13 protein-coding genes and 1 other RNA gene are annotated in these 18,297 nt (G+C 35.7%); 5 read left to right on the top strand and 9 right to left on the bottom strand.

Going from position 1 to position 18,297, the window contains the following annotated elements:
- Positions 1-38: 38 nt before the first annotated feature.
- From DRF59_RS15630 to DRF59_RS15615, 4 genes are all read right to left on the bottom strand, one after another.
- Positions 39-1,691, bottom strand: coding sequence for a serine hydrolase domain-containing protein (locus DRF59_RS15630; RefSeq protein ID WP_115962198.1), 1,653 nt, complete (start codon positions 1,689-1,691; stop codon positions 39-41).
- A gap of 96 nt (positions 1,692-1,787) precedes the next feature.
- Positions 1,788-2,702, bottom strand: a complete 915-nt coding sequence (locus tag DRF59_RS15625; protein WP_115962194.1) for a helix-turn-helix domain-containing protein — start codon at positions 2,700-2,702, stop codon at positions 1,788-1,790.
- 101 nt (positions 2,703-2,803) lie between these two features.
- Positions 2,804-3,643, bottom strand: a complete 840-nt coding sequence (locus DRF59_RS15620) for an SDR family NAD(P)-dependent oxidoreductase (protein WP_115962191.1) — start codon at positions 3,641-3,643, stop codon at positions 2,804-2,806.
- A gap of 118 nt (positions 3,644-3,761) precedes the next feature.
- Positions 3,762-4,568, bottom strand: coding sequence for a helix-turn-helix transcriptional regulator (locus DRF59_RS15615; RefSeq protein WP_115962188.1), 807 nt, complete (start codon positions 4,566-4,568; stop codon positions 3,762-3,764).
- Positions 4,569-5,114: 546 nt separating this feature from the next.
- Here DRF59_RS15615 and DRF59_RS15605 point away from each other — a divergent pair.
- The 3 genes from DRF59_RS15605 (at position 5,115) to rpoN (ending at position 10,599) form a co-directional block, all read left to right on the top strand.
- A complete protein-coding gene (locus DRF59_RS15605; protein WP_157967462.1) occupies positions 5,115-6,833 on the top strand; it encodes an AraC family transcriptional regulator in 1,719 nt (572 codons plus the stop codon).
- Between the two features lie 694 nt (positions 6,834-7,527).
- Complete coding sequence (gene asnS, locus DRF59_RS15600) at positions 7,528-8,976, top strand: asparagine--tRNA ligase (protein WP_115962182.1); 1,449 nt, start codon at positions 7,528-7,530, stop codon at positions 8,974-8,976.
- Positions 8,977-9,135: 159 nt separating this feature from the next.
- The gene (gene rpoN, locus DRF59_RS15595; protein ID WP_115962179.1) at positions 9,136-10,599 is read left to right on the top strand and encodes an RNA polymerase factor sigma-54; all 1,464 of its coding nucleotides are present in this window, start codon (positions 9,136-9,138) and stop codon (positions 10,597-10,599) included.
- 58 nt (positions 10,600-10,657) lie between these two features.
- Here rpoN and DRF59_RS15590 read toward each other — a convergent pair whose 3' ends face one another.
- From DRF59_RS15590 to DRF59_RS15580, 3 genes are read right to left on the bottom strand one after another with little or no spacing between them, the layout of a single operon-like run.
- The gene (locus tag DRF59_RS15590; RefSeq protein WP_115962176.1) at positions 10,658-12,283 is read right to left on the bottom strand and encodes an AMP-binding protein; all 1,626 of its coding nucleotides are present in this window, start codon (positions 12,281-12,283) and stop codon (positions 10,658-10,660) included.
- Positions 12,284-12,342: 59 nt separating this feature from the next.
- Complete coding sequence (locus DRF59_RS15585) at positions 12,343-13,017, bottom strand: beta-carotene 15,15'-monooxygenase (RefSeq protein WP_115962173.1); 675 nt, start codon at positions 13,015-13,017, stop codon at positions 12,343-12,345.
- Complete coding sequence (locus DRF59_RS15580; RefSeq protein WP_027374652.1) at positions 13,010-13,501, bottom strand: RNA polymerase sigma factor; 492 nt, start codon at positions 13,499-13,501, stop codon at positions 13,010-13,012. The genes DRF59_RS15585 and DRF59_RS15580 overlap by 8 nt, the downstream gene beginning before the upstream one ends.
- Positions 13,502-13,667: 166 nt before the next feature.
- Between DRF59_RS15580 and rnpB the strand changes: the two genes are divergently transcribed.
- An RNA gene (gene rnpB, locus DRF59_RS15575) (RNase P RNA component class A) lies at positions 13,668-13,991 on the top strand.
- 58 nt (positions 13,992-14,049) lie between these two features.
- Here the strand turns inward: rnpB and DRF59_RS15570 are convergent.
- Positions 14,050-14,919 (bottom strand): polyphosphate kinase 2 family protein, encoded by an 870-nt coding sequence (locus DRF59_RS15570; RefSeq protein ID WP_115962170.1) that lies wholly within the window; start codon positions 14,917-14,919, stop codon positions 14,050-14,052.
- 130 nt (positions 14,920-15,049) lie between these two features.
- Positions 15,050-15,514: a DUF1573 domain-containing protein gene (locus DRF59_RS15565; RefSeq protein WP_115962167.1), complete on the bottom strand. Its 465-nt coding sequence runs from the start codon at positions 15,512-15,514 to the stop codon at positions 15,050-15,052.
- A gap of 128 nt (positions 15,515-15,642) precedes the next feature.
- On the opposite strand from DRF59_RS15565, the gene DRF59_RS15560 reads away from it, so the two are divergent.
- Positions 15,643-18,258, top strand: a complete 2,616-nt coding sequence (locus tag DRF59_RS15560; protein WP_115962164.1) for a valine--tRNA ligase — start codon at positions 15,643-15,645, stop codon at positions 18,256-18,258.
- The last annotated feature ends 39 nt before the right edge of the window (positions 18,259-18,297 follow it).

Here is an 18,297-nt window from a genome sequence, read left to right as displayed (position 1 = left end):
TACGTAAGCAATCATTTTTTTCTTTCTCATTTTTATCACTATTCATTACTTATTTTTAAGGAAGGTAAAAGATATTCCTGTACTATTTTATCGGATTGCTGATGAGCATAAGGTTTATTATATGCCCGTGCTGTAATGACAATAACAACAGGGATTTGGGTAAACATAATGATTTTGTTGCCTCCGTTTCCGCTGGATTGGAATGCTTCAAAAGATTTGTCTCCCACAGTGTAAACCTTTCGCCAGAATAAATATCCGTATCCTTCAAAATCATTTTGATCTGAAAAATAATTGGTGAGTGACTTCTTAACCCAATCTTTATCCAGAATAGTTTTTCCATTCCAGACCCCATTATTCTTATACAGCTGTCCGAATTTTGCAAAATCAAGTGCTTTCATACGCAATCCTCCTGCCAGAGAAGGCTTTTGCTGTGGAGTAAACTGCCATTTATAGTCTGTAATTCCAAGAGGATGAAATAGTTTTTTGTCTGCATAGTTTTCCAGACCTTCAGGAACGGTTTTATCCAGAATATCTCCGGTTATCACGATTCCGGCTGTGAAATAGCTCCATTTTTTTCCTGTTCCATTCTCACTCATTGGCAGATCCAATGCGAACTTTACCCAGTTATCTGTAGAATACATATTTTCTTCATTGCCGGGAGATTCCGGATCATCATCATTTCCTTCAAATCCGGAACTCATTGTCATTAGACTTTTTATGGTGACATCACCTTTTTGAGAAGAGTAATTTTTAAATTGTTTTAAATCATAAAACTCTTTTAAATATTGGTTTTCGCTCTTTAAATACCCTTCTTTTATCGCAATCCCTGTTAAAGCTGATGAAAATGATTTTCCTACTGATCTTGTATCCTGTAAAGAATCTCTTCCGAAACCATTAAAATATTCTTCCAGAAGTAACTTTCCGTCTTTTATCACAACAATTCCGGTAAGATCTTTAAACCTGTTTTCTGCAATTTTCCTGTTCAGGGATCTGATGATTTCAGTATTGATTTTTTCCTTGGAAACCTTCCAGCCGCTGTTAGACAGGATAGGCTGAAAAGCAATCTGTTTTTCAGGGATATTTTGGGAAGGAACACTGAGGTGGATCTGTCCTTCTGCAATGACAGGTCCTGTTTTGATGTTGGGAACTTTCAGATAAGGACGGATTTCAATTTTTAAGATGTGATTTCCGGCAGTCAGGGCATCAATTCCATCATGAGCCATATAAAAACGCATCCATAAAAATCTTCCCCATGAGTCTTCGTTCTTACTGCTGAGAAGAGGGATTCTCAAAGTTGTTCTGAATTTTTTGCTAACTGAAGTGCCTGCCCCTGTATTGAGATTTTCTGTATAGATCAGTTTTTCGTCAACATAGAATGAAAACTGGTAATTTCCGTTTTTAAGTAGTTCATCAGCTGTTCTGGAAGGGGCAAGCTGGTGAAGATAGTTAAGAAGCGAATTTTCAAAAAATGCATGAATACCTAAATTACCGTTTTCCTGGAATACGGAAGAAGTGATAATATCCGAATCTTTCAGGTTTTCCAGGGGAATATTTTTATTGAGAAAAACAATTTTCCCGGAATATTTTTTCTGGATGGGATTTTCAATTTTTTCAGGATTGACGATATTGCTGCTTTGCCCCTGATAAAGGCAAAATATAAAAATAAAGATCAATAATAGAAATGGTTTCATCTCAAAGAAGTATGTAAACAAAAATAATAAACTTCTTTAGGGTAAAATAGAATGAAATTAACATGGGTATTTGTAATCCATATCAGAACGTAATCTTTAATTGAAAAGCTTCCTGAATTCTCCCGGTGACTGATTGGTTTTTTGTTTAAAAAGTTTACTGAAAGACTGTGGGTGCTCAAATCCCAGCTCATAAGCAATTTCACTTACAGACAGACTTGTTGTACTTAAACGTTCTTTAGCGAGATCAATTAATTTATTCTGAATATGTTGCTGTGTGTTTTGCTGAGTATGAAGACGGAGCAGAGTCCCTAAATAATTGGGTGAAATATTCATCTGATCGGCAATACATTTCACTGACGGAACTCCGTTTTCAAGAAGATTTTCGTCTTTAAAATATTGGGAAAGAATATCTTCGAACTTATACAGCAATTCGTGGCTTGATTTTTTTCTGGTAAAAAACTGCCGTTCATAAAAGCGTTCAGAATAAATCAACAATAATTCGATTTGTGCAATGATCAGTTCCTGCGTGAATTTATCCGTATTGGCCAGATATTCCCGTTCAATATTCTTAAGGATATCCACAATGACTTTTTCTTCTTTATCAGAAAGAAAAAGTGCTTCTTTCACCTGGTAGCTGAAAAAATCACAGGACTTTATTTTCTTTGTCAATGAAGTATTCCACAGAAAATCAGGATGAATTAATAATAAATAACCAGTTGGTTCAACTTCAACATCCGGATTGATCTCAAGGCTTAAATATTGTTGTGGTGAAACAAAGCACAACACACCTGAGTCAAAATCATATTGTTGCTGGCCGTAATTAAATTTCGGACTGACGTTTTTTTTCAGGCCGATAGAATAAAAATTCTGGATCCACCTCAGCTCTTCATTATCCACAACATAACGGACCTTACTGTAATCTATCAGGCTGATCAGCGGATGTTCAGGATTCGCAAGACCACAGAAAGCATGAAACTCTGAAATAGAATTAAAACGAACGGGTTGTTTCATAATAGCTAATTTAGTTGTTTTTGTAAAAAGGTTAATACAGTATTTCAGAAAACCTTCGGCTCTGTTCTGAATAGGCAGAGCCGAAGAGTATTATGATAAAATTAGATCGCCGTTGAAACAGTTAAACTTTCCCATTTCTGGGCATCTTTCTTTAAAATATCAATCTTGTTATTCAGAAACTCCACCGTTCCTACGCCCAATAATAAATGTACCGGAGGATTTTTTTCTTTGCTGATCTGGATCAGAACATCAGCTGCTTTTACCGGATCATTTGGCTGGTTTCCATTGATTTCATTAAGGTGAGCCTGTTCTGAATTTCTTGCAGCTTCATATGCCTGGATAGGATTGACAGGGGTTTTTACAGAATCTTTATTTAAAAAATCTGTACGGAAATATCCGGGATAAACAACGGTGGCATGAACCCCGAAATCTTTTACTTCTTCAGCCAGCGCTTCCGTAAATCCTGCAACGGCAAATTTTGTAGAACAGTAAATTCCCCAACCCGGAAAATTTCCTGAATATCCGCCGACTGATGAAATATTGAAGATATTTCCTGATCGTTGCTTACGAAGATAAGGCATTGCATTTCTGATTACGTTTAATGTTCCGAACACATTCACTGCGTAATTTTCTCTGGCTTCTTCGTCGGTAAGTTCCTCCAGAGTACCAATTTGTCCATAGCCTGCATTGTTCACCACTACATCGATTTGTCCGAAATATTCTACTGTTTTGGCAATAGCAGATTTGATGTCATTGTTATCTGTGATATTGACGCCCAGTGGAAGAAAATTTTCTGAGGCTTCTCCGATCGTAGAGATCAGGGAATCAACGGTGCGGCTTGTTGCAGCAACCCGGAATCCTTCGGATAATAATTTTTTTACCAGCTCAAATCCTAGACCTTTGGATGCTCCTGTTACGAACCATACTCTTTTTGTTTCCATTTTTAATATTTTTTGTTTTTAATAATGGTACAAAGGTGAAAAGTTGTGAAGAAGGAAATGTAGCCGAATCGGGGAATAATGTATCCAAATCGTGAATGATGTTTTTACTCAGAAGATTTTAATGTTTTTTCAGAAGATTTCTGTATTTCAGAGGGGTGATTCCAATGTTTTCTTTGAAGCATCTGATAAAATGACTCTGATCCGCAAAACCACATTCCAAAGCAATATCTGTCAAAGAACAAGGGGTATTAAGAAGTTTAATTGATTTATTGACCTTTAATTTCCGGAGGTATTCCCCCAGATTGCAATGGAAATATTTATGGAAATCCCTGCTTAAATGAACAGGATGAATGTTCAAAGTTTCAGCAATTCCGGTAAGTGTAAGATTCTCAGTAGCATTTTCATGCAGTATTTCATTGATCTGACCTACCCAGACAGGCCTTCTTTCCTTGTTTCCCTTATCGTGGGCCAATTGGCTAAAAAGATGTAATAGCAGCTGATTGGCGGTGAGTTCAAAAGAGGAATTATTCAATTTAGTTTCTTTGAACAGCTGATAAATCAAGAATTTTAAGGTGGGTTTTTTTATATTAAAACTGCCTTCTGTTTTATTTTTCTGAATATCAAACCGGTCAAACCAGTCTTGAGTAATTTCGATGTGGAAGCCTCGTGTAAAAACATCCGGTTTAATATTATAATGAGGATCTTCCCAATGATGATACAGCAATGTTCCTGCAGAGCAGCCATAGGTTTCTTTTCTGTTTCCTTCCGTCATATTACCCTGAAGCAGAAAAGTAAAGTAAGCATTTTCATGATAATGCCAGTCTACATAAGGATAGGTGTATTCCGTATCAGTGATTGTCAATCCATCTAAATTGACCATTTGATTGGTTTCCCCGAAATATTCGCCTTTACGAAGAGTATTCATGATACATTTTGTTTTAGCCGGTCAATCTGTTTATACATTTATTAAAAAATATTTTCCCTTCACGGTTTCCTGATTCATTCAGAGATTTTGAGTTTTTAATCTGGTGTTCAAAGTAGCTAAGAGAACCTTCACAGGTAATTTTATTATAGGTCATCATATATCCGAACATACTGAAAGGAACAAAAAAAGAACATTGTTCTTCATTTTTGAATAAAATACTGTTGTTTAAAAATACCAAATTATTTACATATATCTGGAAATTAGTTTTTTTTCAACGTTTTAATTTCTAACCCTTCCAATAATTCAGATCATCCAGACATAAACTTGAAACAGAGCAGGAGTATATTATATGGAAGGAAAAATAGAGGGGAAATATTTGAAGAGCATATAATTTTAGCTTATAACCTGTTTTTGTATTAAACATAATTAATTTTAATGAAAATATTGATGAATACGTAGAAAAAGAAAAAGCAATGGTATTTGTACTGAAGAAAAAACAATATTTTTGTAATATAGCTCGGATGAATGATGAAAATAAAATGTTTAATGCTGTTTTTTATTATTGGAAATCTGTTTTTTCATGCACAAACCAATAATATTGAAAAAAATACTTCGGAAAAACGGACTTATAAAGAATTGGAAAAAGAATTCTATAGCAGTCCTGCCGGAAATGTGAACAGTAAAAGTATTGCAGAAAATTATCTTAAAAAGGCAAAATCTGAAAAGAACACCACTCAGATTGCTGAAGGATACGTTATGCTTCATTTCTGTGAAAACCTACCCAATGCATTACAATACCTTGACAGCTTACAGCACATCACCCTAAATTCCAAAGAAAATATCTATCCTGCCAGAATCTATCTCTTAAAAGGGAATGTATATTTTAGAAATGATAATCTTCAGTCTGCATTGAACAATTATATCTTAGGATTGAAATATGCCAAGGAAAAAGGAAATAAGAGACAGATTGCTATGGCTCATATCAGTATTGCCCATCTTAATAATTATATCGGGAAACATGCTGAGACAGCCAAAGTTTTAAGACATTATGCGTATGATACCGATTATATGAATCAGGATGAGAAGAACTCTCTCAAGTTGAACCTGGCTGACGCATACATAGAAATTAATAAGATGGATTCTGCCTATGCCCTCATAAAGGAAGGCTTAATGGATTCTAAAAAAAATAAGGATGTCTACCGCTATCATCAGAACCTTGGGTTGTTAGGATATTATCATTTGCATTCAAAGAATTATCAGAAAGCAATTGACGGCTTATTGGAATGTGAAAAATATTTCTTTACAAACAATAATGGTTCTAAAAGGAATCATAATTACACTTTTTTATATTTAGGAAAGTCCTATGCCGGGCTCAACGAAAAAGAGAAAGCAGTAGAGTATTTCCGGAAGATTGATTCTATGGTTCTTACAACAAATTACATCTATCCGGAGCTTAGGGATGTATATACTTACCTTATTGATTATTATAAAGAAAACAATAATAAAGAAAAGCAACTGTACTATGTAGATCGGTTTTTAAAGGTTGATCAGGTTCTGGATACCCAGTTCAGGTATATTTCCAGAGAGCTCCCGAGGAGGTATGATACTCCGGAACTTCTGCAGGAGAAAGAGAACATTACCAATGAACTTACAAAAAGAAAAAGTTTATTTTATATCGTACTGAGTCTTCTATTGATATCACACCTGTTATTTATCAACGTTTATTTTAAATATAAAAAATCTGAAAAAAAATATAAAAAGATTGCCCAGGATCTTATCCAGTCTGTTAATGAAAACAAGGTAGGAAAAAACACAGAACGGGAAGCCAAAGAACTTCTTCCTGAAGTTTCTAAATCAGGAAATACAGAAAATTCTGAGGACAGAATATCCAAAACTATTTCTGAAGATATTGCCCTGGCTATTTTAAAAGAGCTTGAAATATTTGAAAACAAAGATCAGTTTTTGAATAAGGGAATTACGCTGGGAAGTCTTGCCAAAAAAATAAAAACAAACTCAAAGTATCTGTCCGAAATTATCAATACCTACAAAGGAAAAAACTTTGCCACCTATCTTAATGATCTCCGTATTGATTATGCCATCAACAGATTGGCCAATGATAAAAAATTCAGGTCTTATAAGATTCCTTTTATCGCCGAAGAATTAGGATATAATAATGAGCAGGCCTTCACTTTAGCGTTCAAAAAACGAACCGGCACACCGCTTTCTATCTATCTGAAAGAAATTGAAAATATGTCTTCGGATTAGATTAATATGTTGATTTTCATTTTATTGTCATTTATAAATTCATGTTTTTAGGTATATAAATTTATGAATCTATAAAGCATTCACTTGTGGTATTATTTTACTTCCTGCATCTTTGCTTCAGGTAAAAACACAAACGTTTTATTTTGTATGTGCACATTACAAAATATCAGTTCCTGATTAATGATCAGGTCAGGAATTGTATAACAAAATTATTAACAATATGTAAAGAATGAAGTAATTGTCAGAATTCATAATGTAAAAGAGTGATGATCATTTAAAGTAACTAAAACAAAATTCGCAGCATTCATCCAAAGTGTTTAAAAGTGTGACAGATGGATTTGCTAACCTGCCGTTGATCATGAAATTATTGCTTAAAAACTAATAACCTTTCAATAAATTAAACTAATTCCATGAAAACTTAGGGTAAATTAAAATTTATTCTTCCTAAAAAGTGATAATGTAGAGTAGTTCACTCCGGTCATATGCGGATTTATCTTGACGTTCAAAATAATATTGAGTGGAAATGTATCCTTACAATGAAAAAGATTGAGCAGTAGAAAAAGGTAAATTTTCTGAACTGAAAGTTTAAATGTTTGTTAAATGATTTTTAAAGACAGCGCAATCATCAAGTTGCGCTGTTTTTTTGTAACTTTGCAGACATTAATTTTTATATAAAAAAATTTATCATCAACAAATGAAAAAGCAAACGATCAAAGAAATCCTGAAGGATTACAAGAAAGTATTACATCATGACATTACAGTTTACGGATGGGTAAGATCATTCCGTGCTAATCGCTTTATTGCGCTTAATGATGGTTCTACGATTAATAATTTGCAGATAGTTGTTGATTTCGAAAATTTTGACGAAGAACTTATCAAAAGTATAAGTACGGCTTCTTCTCTTAAAGTAGTAGGTGAAGTGGTGGAAAGTCAGGGAGCAGGGCAGTCGGTAGAAATTATTGCAAAGAAGATCATTATACTGGGAGATAATTTTACGGAAGAACTTCAGAGTACTATTCTTCAGCCTAAAAAACACAGTCTGGAGAAGCTCCGTGAGCAGGCACACCTAAGATTCAGAACGAACCTTTTCGGAGCAGTGTTCAGAGTACGCCACGCAGTAAGCTTTGCAGTCCACTCGTTTTTCAACCAGAACCAGTTTTTCTATATCAACACACCGGTTATTACAGGTGCTGATGCAGAAGGCGCAGGAGAAATGTTTGGAGTTACAAACTTTGATCTGAACAATATGCCGAGAACTGAAGAAGGAGAGATAGATTTTGCACAGGATTTCTTCGGCAGAAAAACAAACCTTACTGTTTCAGGGCAGCTTGAAGGGGAAACAGCGGCTATGGGATTAGGAAGAATTTATACATTTGGACCTACTTTCCGTGCAGAAAACTCAAACACAACAAGACACCTCGCGGAATTCTGGATGATTGAACCGGAAGTAGCTTTCAATAACCTTGAAGATAACATAGACCTGGCAGAAGATTTCCTGAAGTATGTCATTCAGTATGTACTGGATAACTGTAAAGATGATCTTGACTTCCTGGACAAACGTTTTGCTGAGGAGCAGAAAGCCAAGCCTGAAAAAGAAAGAGCTAAAGAAGGTCTTATTGAAAAGTTACAGAATGTAGTGGCAAAACGTTTCAAGCGTGTAAGCTATACGGAAGCAATTGAAATCTTACTGAACTCTAAAGAAAATAAAAAAGGAAAATTTGTTTACCCGGTTGAAAAATGGGGAACAGATCTTCAGTCTGAGCATGAAAGATATCTTGTTGAAAAACATTTTGAAAGCCCGGTAGTATTATTTGATTATCCTAAAGAGATTAAAGCATTCTATATGAAACTGAATGATGATAACAAAACTGTTGCCGCAATGGATGTTCTTTTCCCGGGTATCGGTGAAATCATTGGTGGATCAGAGAGAGAGGCAAGATTAGATGTTTTAAAACAGAAAATGGCGGATATGCATGTAGATGAGCATGAACTTTGGTGGTATCTTGATACCAGAAAATTCGGTTCTGTACCGCATGCAGGGTTTGGTTTAGGATTGGAAAGACTTGTTCTTTTCGTAACAGGAATGACGAACATCAGAGATGTGATTCCTTTCCCAAGAACACCGAAAAGCGCTGAGTTCTAGCATAATAAAAAAAGCCTTAATCAGAAGTTAAGGCTTTTTTTATTCTTTAATAGTTTATTATGTTAAAATGTATAATGCAAAAATCATGCTAAATGTGATTTTTGTCAAATAAATTTATTAAATTCGTAGAATATGTTATGTTAAAACGCAAATAATAGTATGCTTAAACAACACTTACAACTCAAATTAGGACAAAAGCTGGCCCCTCAGCAGATCCAGTTGATGAAGCTGATTCAGCTTCACACTCTTGAATTTGAAGAGGAGTTGGAACGAGAGCTGGAAGAAAATCCTGCACTGGAAATTGCAAAGGAAGATTCTAAAGAAGATGACTATTCGTCTTTGGAAGATGCTTATCAGGATGAAGGCACAGAAAGCATTGAAACAGATTTTGACGTCAATGAATATCTTTATGATGATGAACCAAGCTATAAAACAGCGTCCAGCAACTATTCTCCTGATGATGAAGAATTTGATAATGAAAGCCTTTTAACAGAAGGACAGTCACTATATGATTACCTGATGGAACAGATTCATCTGGTAAGTATTAGTAACGAAGATTTAAAAATCGCAGAATATCTTATCGGAAATTTAGATACGGACGGATATTTGAGAAGAGAGATCAAATCTATTGTTGATGATCTTGCTTTTTCACAGGGAATTTATACAACCAGAGAAAAAGTTGAAGATATCCTTGAAAACTATGTTCAGAAACTTGATCCACCTGGTGTAGGAGCAAGAGGATTACAGGAATGTCTGCTGCTTCAGATAGAAAAAAAAGTAAGCTCAGATAAGGCTGTTTCTTTGGCTGCCAATATTTTAAGAAATCAGTTTGATGCATTGACCAATAAACATTATAATAAGATTATTCAGAAATATGATATTGAAGAGGATGATCTGAAAGATGCTTTGGACGAAATTTCAAAATTATCCCCTAAGGTCGGTGGAAACTTTGATACACAAACGATTACGATTAACCAGGAAATTATTCCCGATTTTGTTATTCAGGTAAAAGACGGGCAGGTAATTCCTATGCTGAACAGTAAAAATGCTCCAACTTTAAGAGTATCTGAGGAATATAAAGACATCTTATCCACATATTCACATGATAAAAACTCGGCTGAGCATAAACAAGCTGCACTATTTATCAAGCAAAAACTAGATGCTGCAAAATGGTATATTGATGCTATAAACCAGCGTCAGAATACCTTATTACAGACGATTACCGCTATTGTTAAGTTTCAGAAGGATTACTTTATTACAGGAGATGAGAAATCATTGAAGCCAATGATCCTGAAAGACGTAGCGGATATCACAGGATTTGATATTTCTACAATCTCAAGGGTGGTGAAGAGTAAATATGCAGATACACCTAACGGCATCGTATATCTTAAGGATTTATTCTCAGATAGTCTTACTAATGATGACGGTGAGGAGGTCTCTACAAAAGAAATTAAAACCCATCTGCAAGAGGTGATTAACAAAGAAAATAAGAGAAAGCCACTTACTGATGATGCTTTGGTGGTGATCTTAAAAGAGCAGGGATATAATATTGCAAGAAGAACGATTGCAAAATATCGTGAACAACTCAATATTCCTGTAGCAAGACTAAGAAAAGAACTTTAAAACAGAAAAGCATTTCGGATTGAAATGCTTTTTTTATTAGAACTTAAATCTGTAGTATTTATGCCTGTTTTATATGCTCAAGTCCCAGTTCCCTCATTGAGATTTCCCGCATCTCCACTTTTCGTATTTTACCGGAAATAGTCATCGGAAACTCATCCACGAATTTCCAGTACTTCGGAACTTTATAATGAGCGATTTTTCCTTTACAATATTCCACGAGCTCTTCTTCTGTAATGGTAAACCCTTTTCTTACTTTTACCCATGCCATGACCTCCTCTCCGAACTTCTCACTTGGAACTCCAATGATCTGAACATCCAGAATATGGGGATATGTATATAGAAAATCTTCAATTTCTTTTGGAGATATATTTTCGCCTCCCCGGATAATCAGATCTTTAATTCTCCCGGAGATAGTAATATACCCTTCGTTATCCATTACTGCCATATCACCGGTATGCATCCAGCGGGCATCATCCAGCACCTTTTTTGTATTTTCAGGATCATTCCAGTATTTCAGCATGACGGAATAGCCTCTTGTGCATAGTTCACCGTGCTCTCCACGTTGAAGGATCTTTCCGCTCTCATCAATGATCTTTATTTCCAGATGGTCCTGAACTATGCCTACGGTACTTACCTGCTTTTCAAGAGAAGTCCCGATTAACGTCTGGGTAGAGACAGGAGAAGTTTCTGTCATTCCGTAACAGATACTCATTTCTTTGATATTCATTAAGGTTTCTACTTTTTTCATAATTTCCGGCGGACAGACTGAACCTGCCATAACACCGGTTCTGAGACTTGAAAAATCATAGGTGTCAAAATCTTTAACAGCCAATTCTGCAATAAACATCGTGGGTACTCCATACAGGGAAGTACACCTTTCATCTGATACTGTTTTTAATGTAATATCAGGATCAAAGCTGTCGTTTGGAATAACCATGCATGCGCCATGAGCTGTACAGCATATATTTCCTATGACCATTCCAAAACAGTGATAGAAAGGTACCGGAATACAGACACGGTCTTTTTCTGTATATTTTAATCTTATACCAATAAAATAACCATTATTCAAGATGTTATGGTGAGAAAGGGTGACCCCTTTCGGAAAACCGGTAGTTCCGGAAGTATACTGGATGTTGACCGGATCATCAAACTGAACATGCTCTTCAAAGCTGTGAAGAACTTCATCTGAAATATCCTGTCCTTTGTTTACAAAATCATCCCAGTTTTCATCAAAGAAAATTTCATGTTCAAGAGCAGGACAAACCTCTTTCGCATATTCTACCATTTCCTTATAGTTACTGGTTTTAAAATTTAAAGAGGAAAAAAGAAAACGGATTTCAGATTGGTTAAGGACATAGGTGAGCTCATGTGTTCTGTAGGCCGGATTAATATTAACCAGAATAGTTCCTATCCTTGCTGTAGCGTATTGTAACAGAACCCATTCATACCGGTTGGCAGACCATATTCCGACTCTGTCTCCTGATTTTGCTCCTAAAAACAATAAAGCTTTTGCCACAGCAGTGGTCTGGTTATAAAATTCCTGGTAGGTGGCTCTGTAATTCTGATGAACACAAATCAAAGCTTCCTGATGAGGATATTTTTCTACTGTACTTTTAAGATTTCTCCCGATAGTTTGTCCTAATAACGGAATTTCAGAAGTTCCGTAGACATAAGATAGTGGCATAGTATAAGATTTGGTTAAATAAATTTAACGAATATATCTTTATCTATCGCCAATATATATTAATTTTCCTGTAAATCGATCTCTTTTAATTGTTTTAAATTCTTGTCAAGCTTTTTGATAATACTGCCATATACTAATCTGTAATACAGCCAGATCATAGAAACTGCAAGAAGACTGCTGACCGTAATTCCAACAATGATGATGATAAGGTTGGATTGGGTAGGCTGGATGTTCTGAGAATTTAGAGTATAAAATATAAAAGCAATTAATACACAGGTGAAGAGTAGAAGCAATACAATACTGATCAGAATAAATGCATTTACTGTTTTTTTGAATTTAATAATTCTTGTAATAAATCCTTTAAGATTTTCTTCAATTTTTATCTTACGGTAATTCTGGTAAAATTTCAATACAAAGTAAGCCGTGATCAGTAAGCTTAATATTTTTATCGCCAAATAGGCGTGGCTGAAGTTATCTTCAACCTCAGCAGATCCCTGTGCTCCCAGTCTTTCAAGCACTTTACGAAAACTTTCTGACTCTTCTTCCTGAAAGAAATAAAATAATCCAAGGACAGAAAAGAATAAGAATTCCACAACACTTATCCAGAAAATATATTTGACATAGTTACGTGATTTTTTATTCAGCATCTGAAGGATTTCACTGTTGTCATATTTTGGCTGGACAGGTTGTTCCTGCCAGGTTTTCTTAAAGCTGTCTAAATCAAATTCAGGCATATTTTTCCATCTGTTCTTTAAGGGTTTTCTTTAATCTGTTCATTTTCACACGTGCATTAACTTCGGTGATTCCAAGGTTTTCTGCAATATCCTTGTAAGGCAGATCGTCAAGATACATCATAACAATGGCCCTTTCTATATTAGGAAGAGTTTTGATTACAGTATATAAAAGTGATATCTGTTGTTGTTTTTCATCATCATCTTCTACAAAATCCTTATGGTTGATATCCAGTTCGTTTGTAGGAAGACTTTTGCTTTTTTTTCTGAAGAGGGTTATTGCTGTATTAAGGGCTACACGATACATCCATGTAGAAATTTTGGAATTTCCTTTGAAGGAATCATAGCTTCTCCATAGTTGTAATACAATTTCCTGGAAAAGGTCCTCTTCATCTTCAAGAGAATTGGTGTATAAGCGCGATACTTTAATAATCAGGCCCTGATTATCTTTAATAAGCTGCGCAAATTCTTTTTCTCTGGAATTCATAGATATATAATGGCACGAAGATAACAATAATGTGGTAATTGATGAAGAAAATAATAGAATAAGGCAGAGAAAGCAACGGATTTGCCCGTGAGCTTTTAAAAATAAACGGATTAATATCCTTTTTCCTTCTTTTGGCTTTCTGAAATTCTATGTATCTTTGCTATCTCGAGAAGGTCGGCCTGTTGATTCCTGTTTCGGCAGGGGTAGGAAAGTCCGGACACCGTAGAGCAGCAAAGCGGATAACATCCGTCACCCGTGAGGGTAGGACAAGTGCAACAGAAAGCAGGTACAGTTCGGCTGTAGTGAAACCAGGTAAACTCTTTGTGGTGCAATGGTAAGTATATCGGTTCTTTTCAGTAATGAAAATAGGGGTGGCTCGTCCTGAAAACCGAGGGGTAATCAGCTCAAGTCTTGCAGCAATGTAAGACGTAGATAAATAACAGGCACTTCCTCGGAAGTACAGAATCCGGCTTATAGATTTTCTCGTGATTTTCCTGATTTCCAAATCCGGAATGAAAAACCTCAATCTAATTGATTGAGGTTTTTTATTATTCATTTTCAAGTATTTTTTTTGAATCAATTAATTCCTGTTTTTCTTTTTCGGAAAGTGAAGGATATTTAAGATTCATTTTTTCCAGTGTATCAATAATGATCTGTATGGCGGCAACCCTTGCAAACCATTTGTTATCAGCAGGAAGCACATACCACGGCGCATAATCTTTTGATGTTTCATTTATGGCTGTTTCATAAGCCTTCATATATTGATCAAATAAGGCTCTTTCCGGCAGATCCCCGGCAGAAAACTTCCAGTTTTTTTCCTGTTCATCAATTCTGTCCAGAAGTCTCTTTTTCTGTTCATCTTTTGAAACATTTAAAAAGATCTTAATGATTGTTGTTCCGTTCTGTGAAAGATGTTTTTCAAAATTCCTGATGCTTTCATAGCGGTTTTCCCAGAATGCATTGTCAAAATCCTTTACAGAAGACCATGTTTTTTCACTAAGGTTATATTCAGGATGGACCTTACAGACCAAAACACTCTCGTAATGAGATCGGTTAAAGATTCCTATCATCCCTTTCTGGGGTAAAGCCAGGTAATGTCTCCATAAAAAGTCGTGGGAATATTCTTTGGAACTAGGGGTCTTAAAGCTGGTAACATTACAGCCTTGCGGATTCACACCACCAAATACATGTTCGATCATGCTGTCTTTTCCTGCAGCATCCATAGCCTGTAGTACTACCAGAAGAGACTTGCTGCCATCTGCGTAGAGTTTTTCCTGCAGCTCCCGGAGTTTTTCTTTTTCCTGAATCAGCATTTGAGCTCCTTCTTCTTTGGTAAGTTTTCCATCATAAGATGTAGGGGCTTTTTTTATTGAGAATTTTCCGTTTATCTGAAAGTCATCTGAGAAATTGGTGTCCATATAATATGTGAAATTAATGTTTTGCTAAATTTAAATATGACAGATCAGAACTTCTGAACAATCTGATTATTATAAATATAATAAAAATACCGCCTCATCCGGGGCGGTATTTTTATTTCTTTTGTAAAGCTTACTTTGCAGCAGCTTTTTTAGCGATTTTTGCAGCTTTTTTCTCTGCTTTTGCAGCTTCTTTCTGCTCAGCAGGAGTCAATACTTTTGGCTCAGGTGCATTAGCATCTACTGTACCTTTGATATAAATTACACTTCTGCTGTTTGCAGGGTCATTAGAGAAAACTTCAATCATTTTGTTGAATCCTCCATTAAGAGCAGTGTTGTATCCCACTTTGATCTTAGCAGATTTTCCCGGCATGATCGGATCCTGGCTGAATTCAGGAGTTGTACATCCGCAAGAAGGCTTTACATTTGATATGATCAAAGGCTTATCTCCTGTGTTTGTTACTGTAAAGAACCTTGTACCGTCAGCATTAGGCTTAATAGTACCATAGTCATAAGTAGTTTTATCAAACGTAATTGTTTGTGCAGATGCCAGAGCAAATGTTCCGAATAATGCAATTCCTGCGATTAATTTCTTCATATTCTTGAATGTTAATATGTTTGTTAGATAAATTTTGTGAAACAAAGTTAAAAATTATTTTAATTCATGCTTAAAAATTTTTTTCTTTAGACTATTTTTGCAAATTGCAAGCCAAAGAAATAGAATTTATGCAGATTTCAGAAAAGTACAATCCACAGGAAACAGAACAAAAATGGTATAACTACTGGTTGGAAAACAAATATTTCCATTCAGAGCCTAATGATAAACCTCCATATACTGTGGTAATACCTCCACCAAATGTTACGGGGATATTACACATGGGACATATGCTGAACAATACCATTCAAGATGTTCTGGTCCGTCGTGCAAGAATGCGCGGGTTTAATGCCTGCTGGATTCCGGGAACAGATCATGCTTCAATTGCTACTGAAGCTAAAGTTGTTGCTAAACTGAAGTCTGAGGGAGTCAGTAAATCAGACATTACCCGTGAGCAGTTTCTGGAACATGCCTGGGAATGGACTCATAAATACGGAGGGACCATTCTTGAGCAGCTGAAGAAACTGGGATGTTCATGTGACTGGGACAGAACCCGCTTCACAATGGAAGAGAAATTGTCAGAACAGGTAATCAAAAGTTTTGTAGACCTGTATAATAAAGGATTGATTTATAGAGGTTACCGAATGGTTAACTGGGATCCTGAGGCAAAAACCAATATTTCAGATGAAGAGGTAATATTCAAAGAACAGAACGGGAAGCTATACTTCCTTAAATATAAGATTGAAGGATCTGAAGAATTTCTTTCAGTTGCTACCACACGTCCTGAAACCATTTTCGGGGATACTGCCGTATGTATTAATCCTGATGATGAAAGATATGCTCACTTAAAAGGTAAAAACGTGATTGTCCCGATTGTTAACAGAGTCGTTCCGATCATTGAAGATGAGTATGTTGATATAGAATTTGGAACAGGAGCACTGAAAATTACTCCGGCGCATGATACAAACGATTATGAAATCGGTCAGAAACATCAGTTAAAAATGATTGATGCTCTGGATGATGATGGAAATCTTAATGAGCATGGTCTGCATTATGCCGGGAAAAACAGATTTGAAGTACGAAAGCAGATCGCAAAAGAATTAGAGGAAAAAGACCTTTTGCTGAAAGCGGAAGACTATGTAAATAAAGTTGGAACTTCAGAAAGGACAGGTGCTGTTATTGAACCTAAAGTTTCAGTACAATGGTTCCTGAAAATGTCTGAAATTGCCCAGCCGGCTCTGGATGTGGTTATGAATGATGAGGTAAAGTTCTATCCTGAGAAGTTTAAAAATACTTACAAGCACTGGATGGAGAACATCCGTGATTGGAATATTTCCCGTCAGCTGTGGTGGGGGCAGCAAATCCCTGCTTATTACTATGGTACAGGTGATGAAGATTTTGTTGTTGCTGAAACGAAAGAAGAAGCTCTGGAACTGGCAAAACAAAAAACGGGAAATAATGAATTAACACAAGAAAACCTTAAGCAGGATAATGATGCCTTAGATACCTGGTTTTCATCCTGGCTATGGCCAATGTCCGTATTTGATGGCCTGAATGATCCTGAAAATAAAGAAATCCAGTATTATTATCCAACCTCTGATCTGGTTACCGCACCCGATATTATTTTCTTCTGGGTAGCAAGAATGATTATGGCAGGACTGGAATATCGAAAAGAAGTTCCTTTCAGGAATGTTTATTTTACAGGAATTGTAAGAGACAAGCAAAGAAGAAAAATGTCCAAGTCTCTGGGGAACTCTCCTGATCCTCTTGAACTTATGGATAAATATGGGGCTGACGGCGTACGTGTAGGAATTCTGTTGAGTTCTGCAGCAGGGAATGATCTTCTTTTTGACGAAGAACTGATGCTTCAGGGAAGAAACTTCATGACAAAGATCTGGAATGCATTCCGTCTGATCAATATGTGGAATCACGAAGATAAAACGCCTAATTCGACAGAAATTCAAACGATAGAATGGTTCGAAAACAAATTGAATAAAACAATAGCTGAAATTAATGATCAATTTGAAAAATTCAGAATTTCTGATGCCCTTCATCTGATCTATAAACTAATTTGGGATGATTTTTGCGGGTGGTATCTTGAGGCTATCAAGCCAAATTATGGAGAAGGAATTTCTAAAGAAGTTTATCATAAAACAATATATTTCTTTGAAGAATTAATGAAGTTACTTCATCCTTTTATGCCTTTCTTAACAGAAGAATTATGGCAAACTATTTCGGAAAGAAGTTTGGATCAGGCTTTAGTCATTGCTCAGCAGAAAGAGGCCGGTGTGTTTGATGATACTATTATTAAAAATTTTGAAACAGCTGCAGAATTGATTTCAGGGGTTAGAAATTACCGTCAGACAAAAGGAATTTCACCTAGAGAAACCGTAGAAGTCTATACAAATGCATCTGAGTTTGCCAATGAAGCAGTTATAAAGAAATTGGCTAATATTGAAAGTATTCATTTCGGACAAAAAACAGATAAGCCTAGTTTTACTTTCCTTGTTGGAGCTACTGAAATCTCTATTCCTTTAAGTGAGAATCTGGACTTAGGGGAAGAGAAGGCCAAGACCGAAGAAGAATTAAAATATTTAAAAGGTTTCCTTGTTTCAGTTGAAAAGAAATTATCCAATGAGAAGTTTGTTGCCAATGCCAAACCTGAAGTAGTAGAGACGGAACGTAAGAAGCAAAAAGATGCACTTGACAAAATTGCGATTTTGGAAGAGAAGCTGAAAAGTTTGTAAATTTAAAATATAGACAATTCGTTGTCTTAATATCGGGCT

The sequence above is a fragment of the Chryseobacterium flavum genome, from assembly GCF_003385595.1.
In the GTDB taxonomy this organism is placed as follows: domain Bacteria; phylum Bacteroidota; class Bacteroidia; order Flavobacteriales; family Weeksellaceae; genus Chryseobacterium; species Chryseobacterium flavum.
Note: the sequence above shows the minus strand (reverse complement) of the source record. Positions and strands in the feature narration are given on the sequence as shown.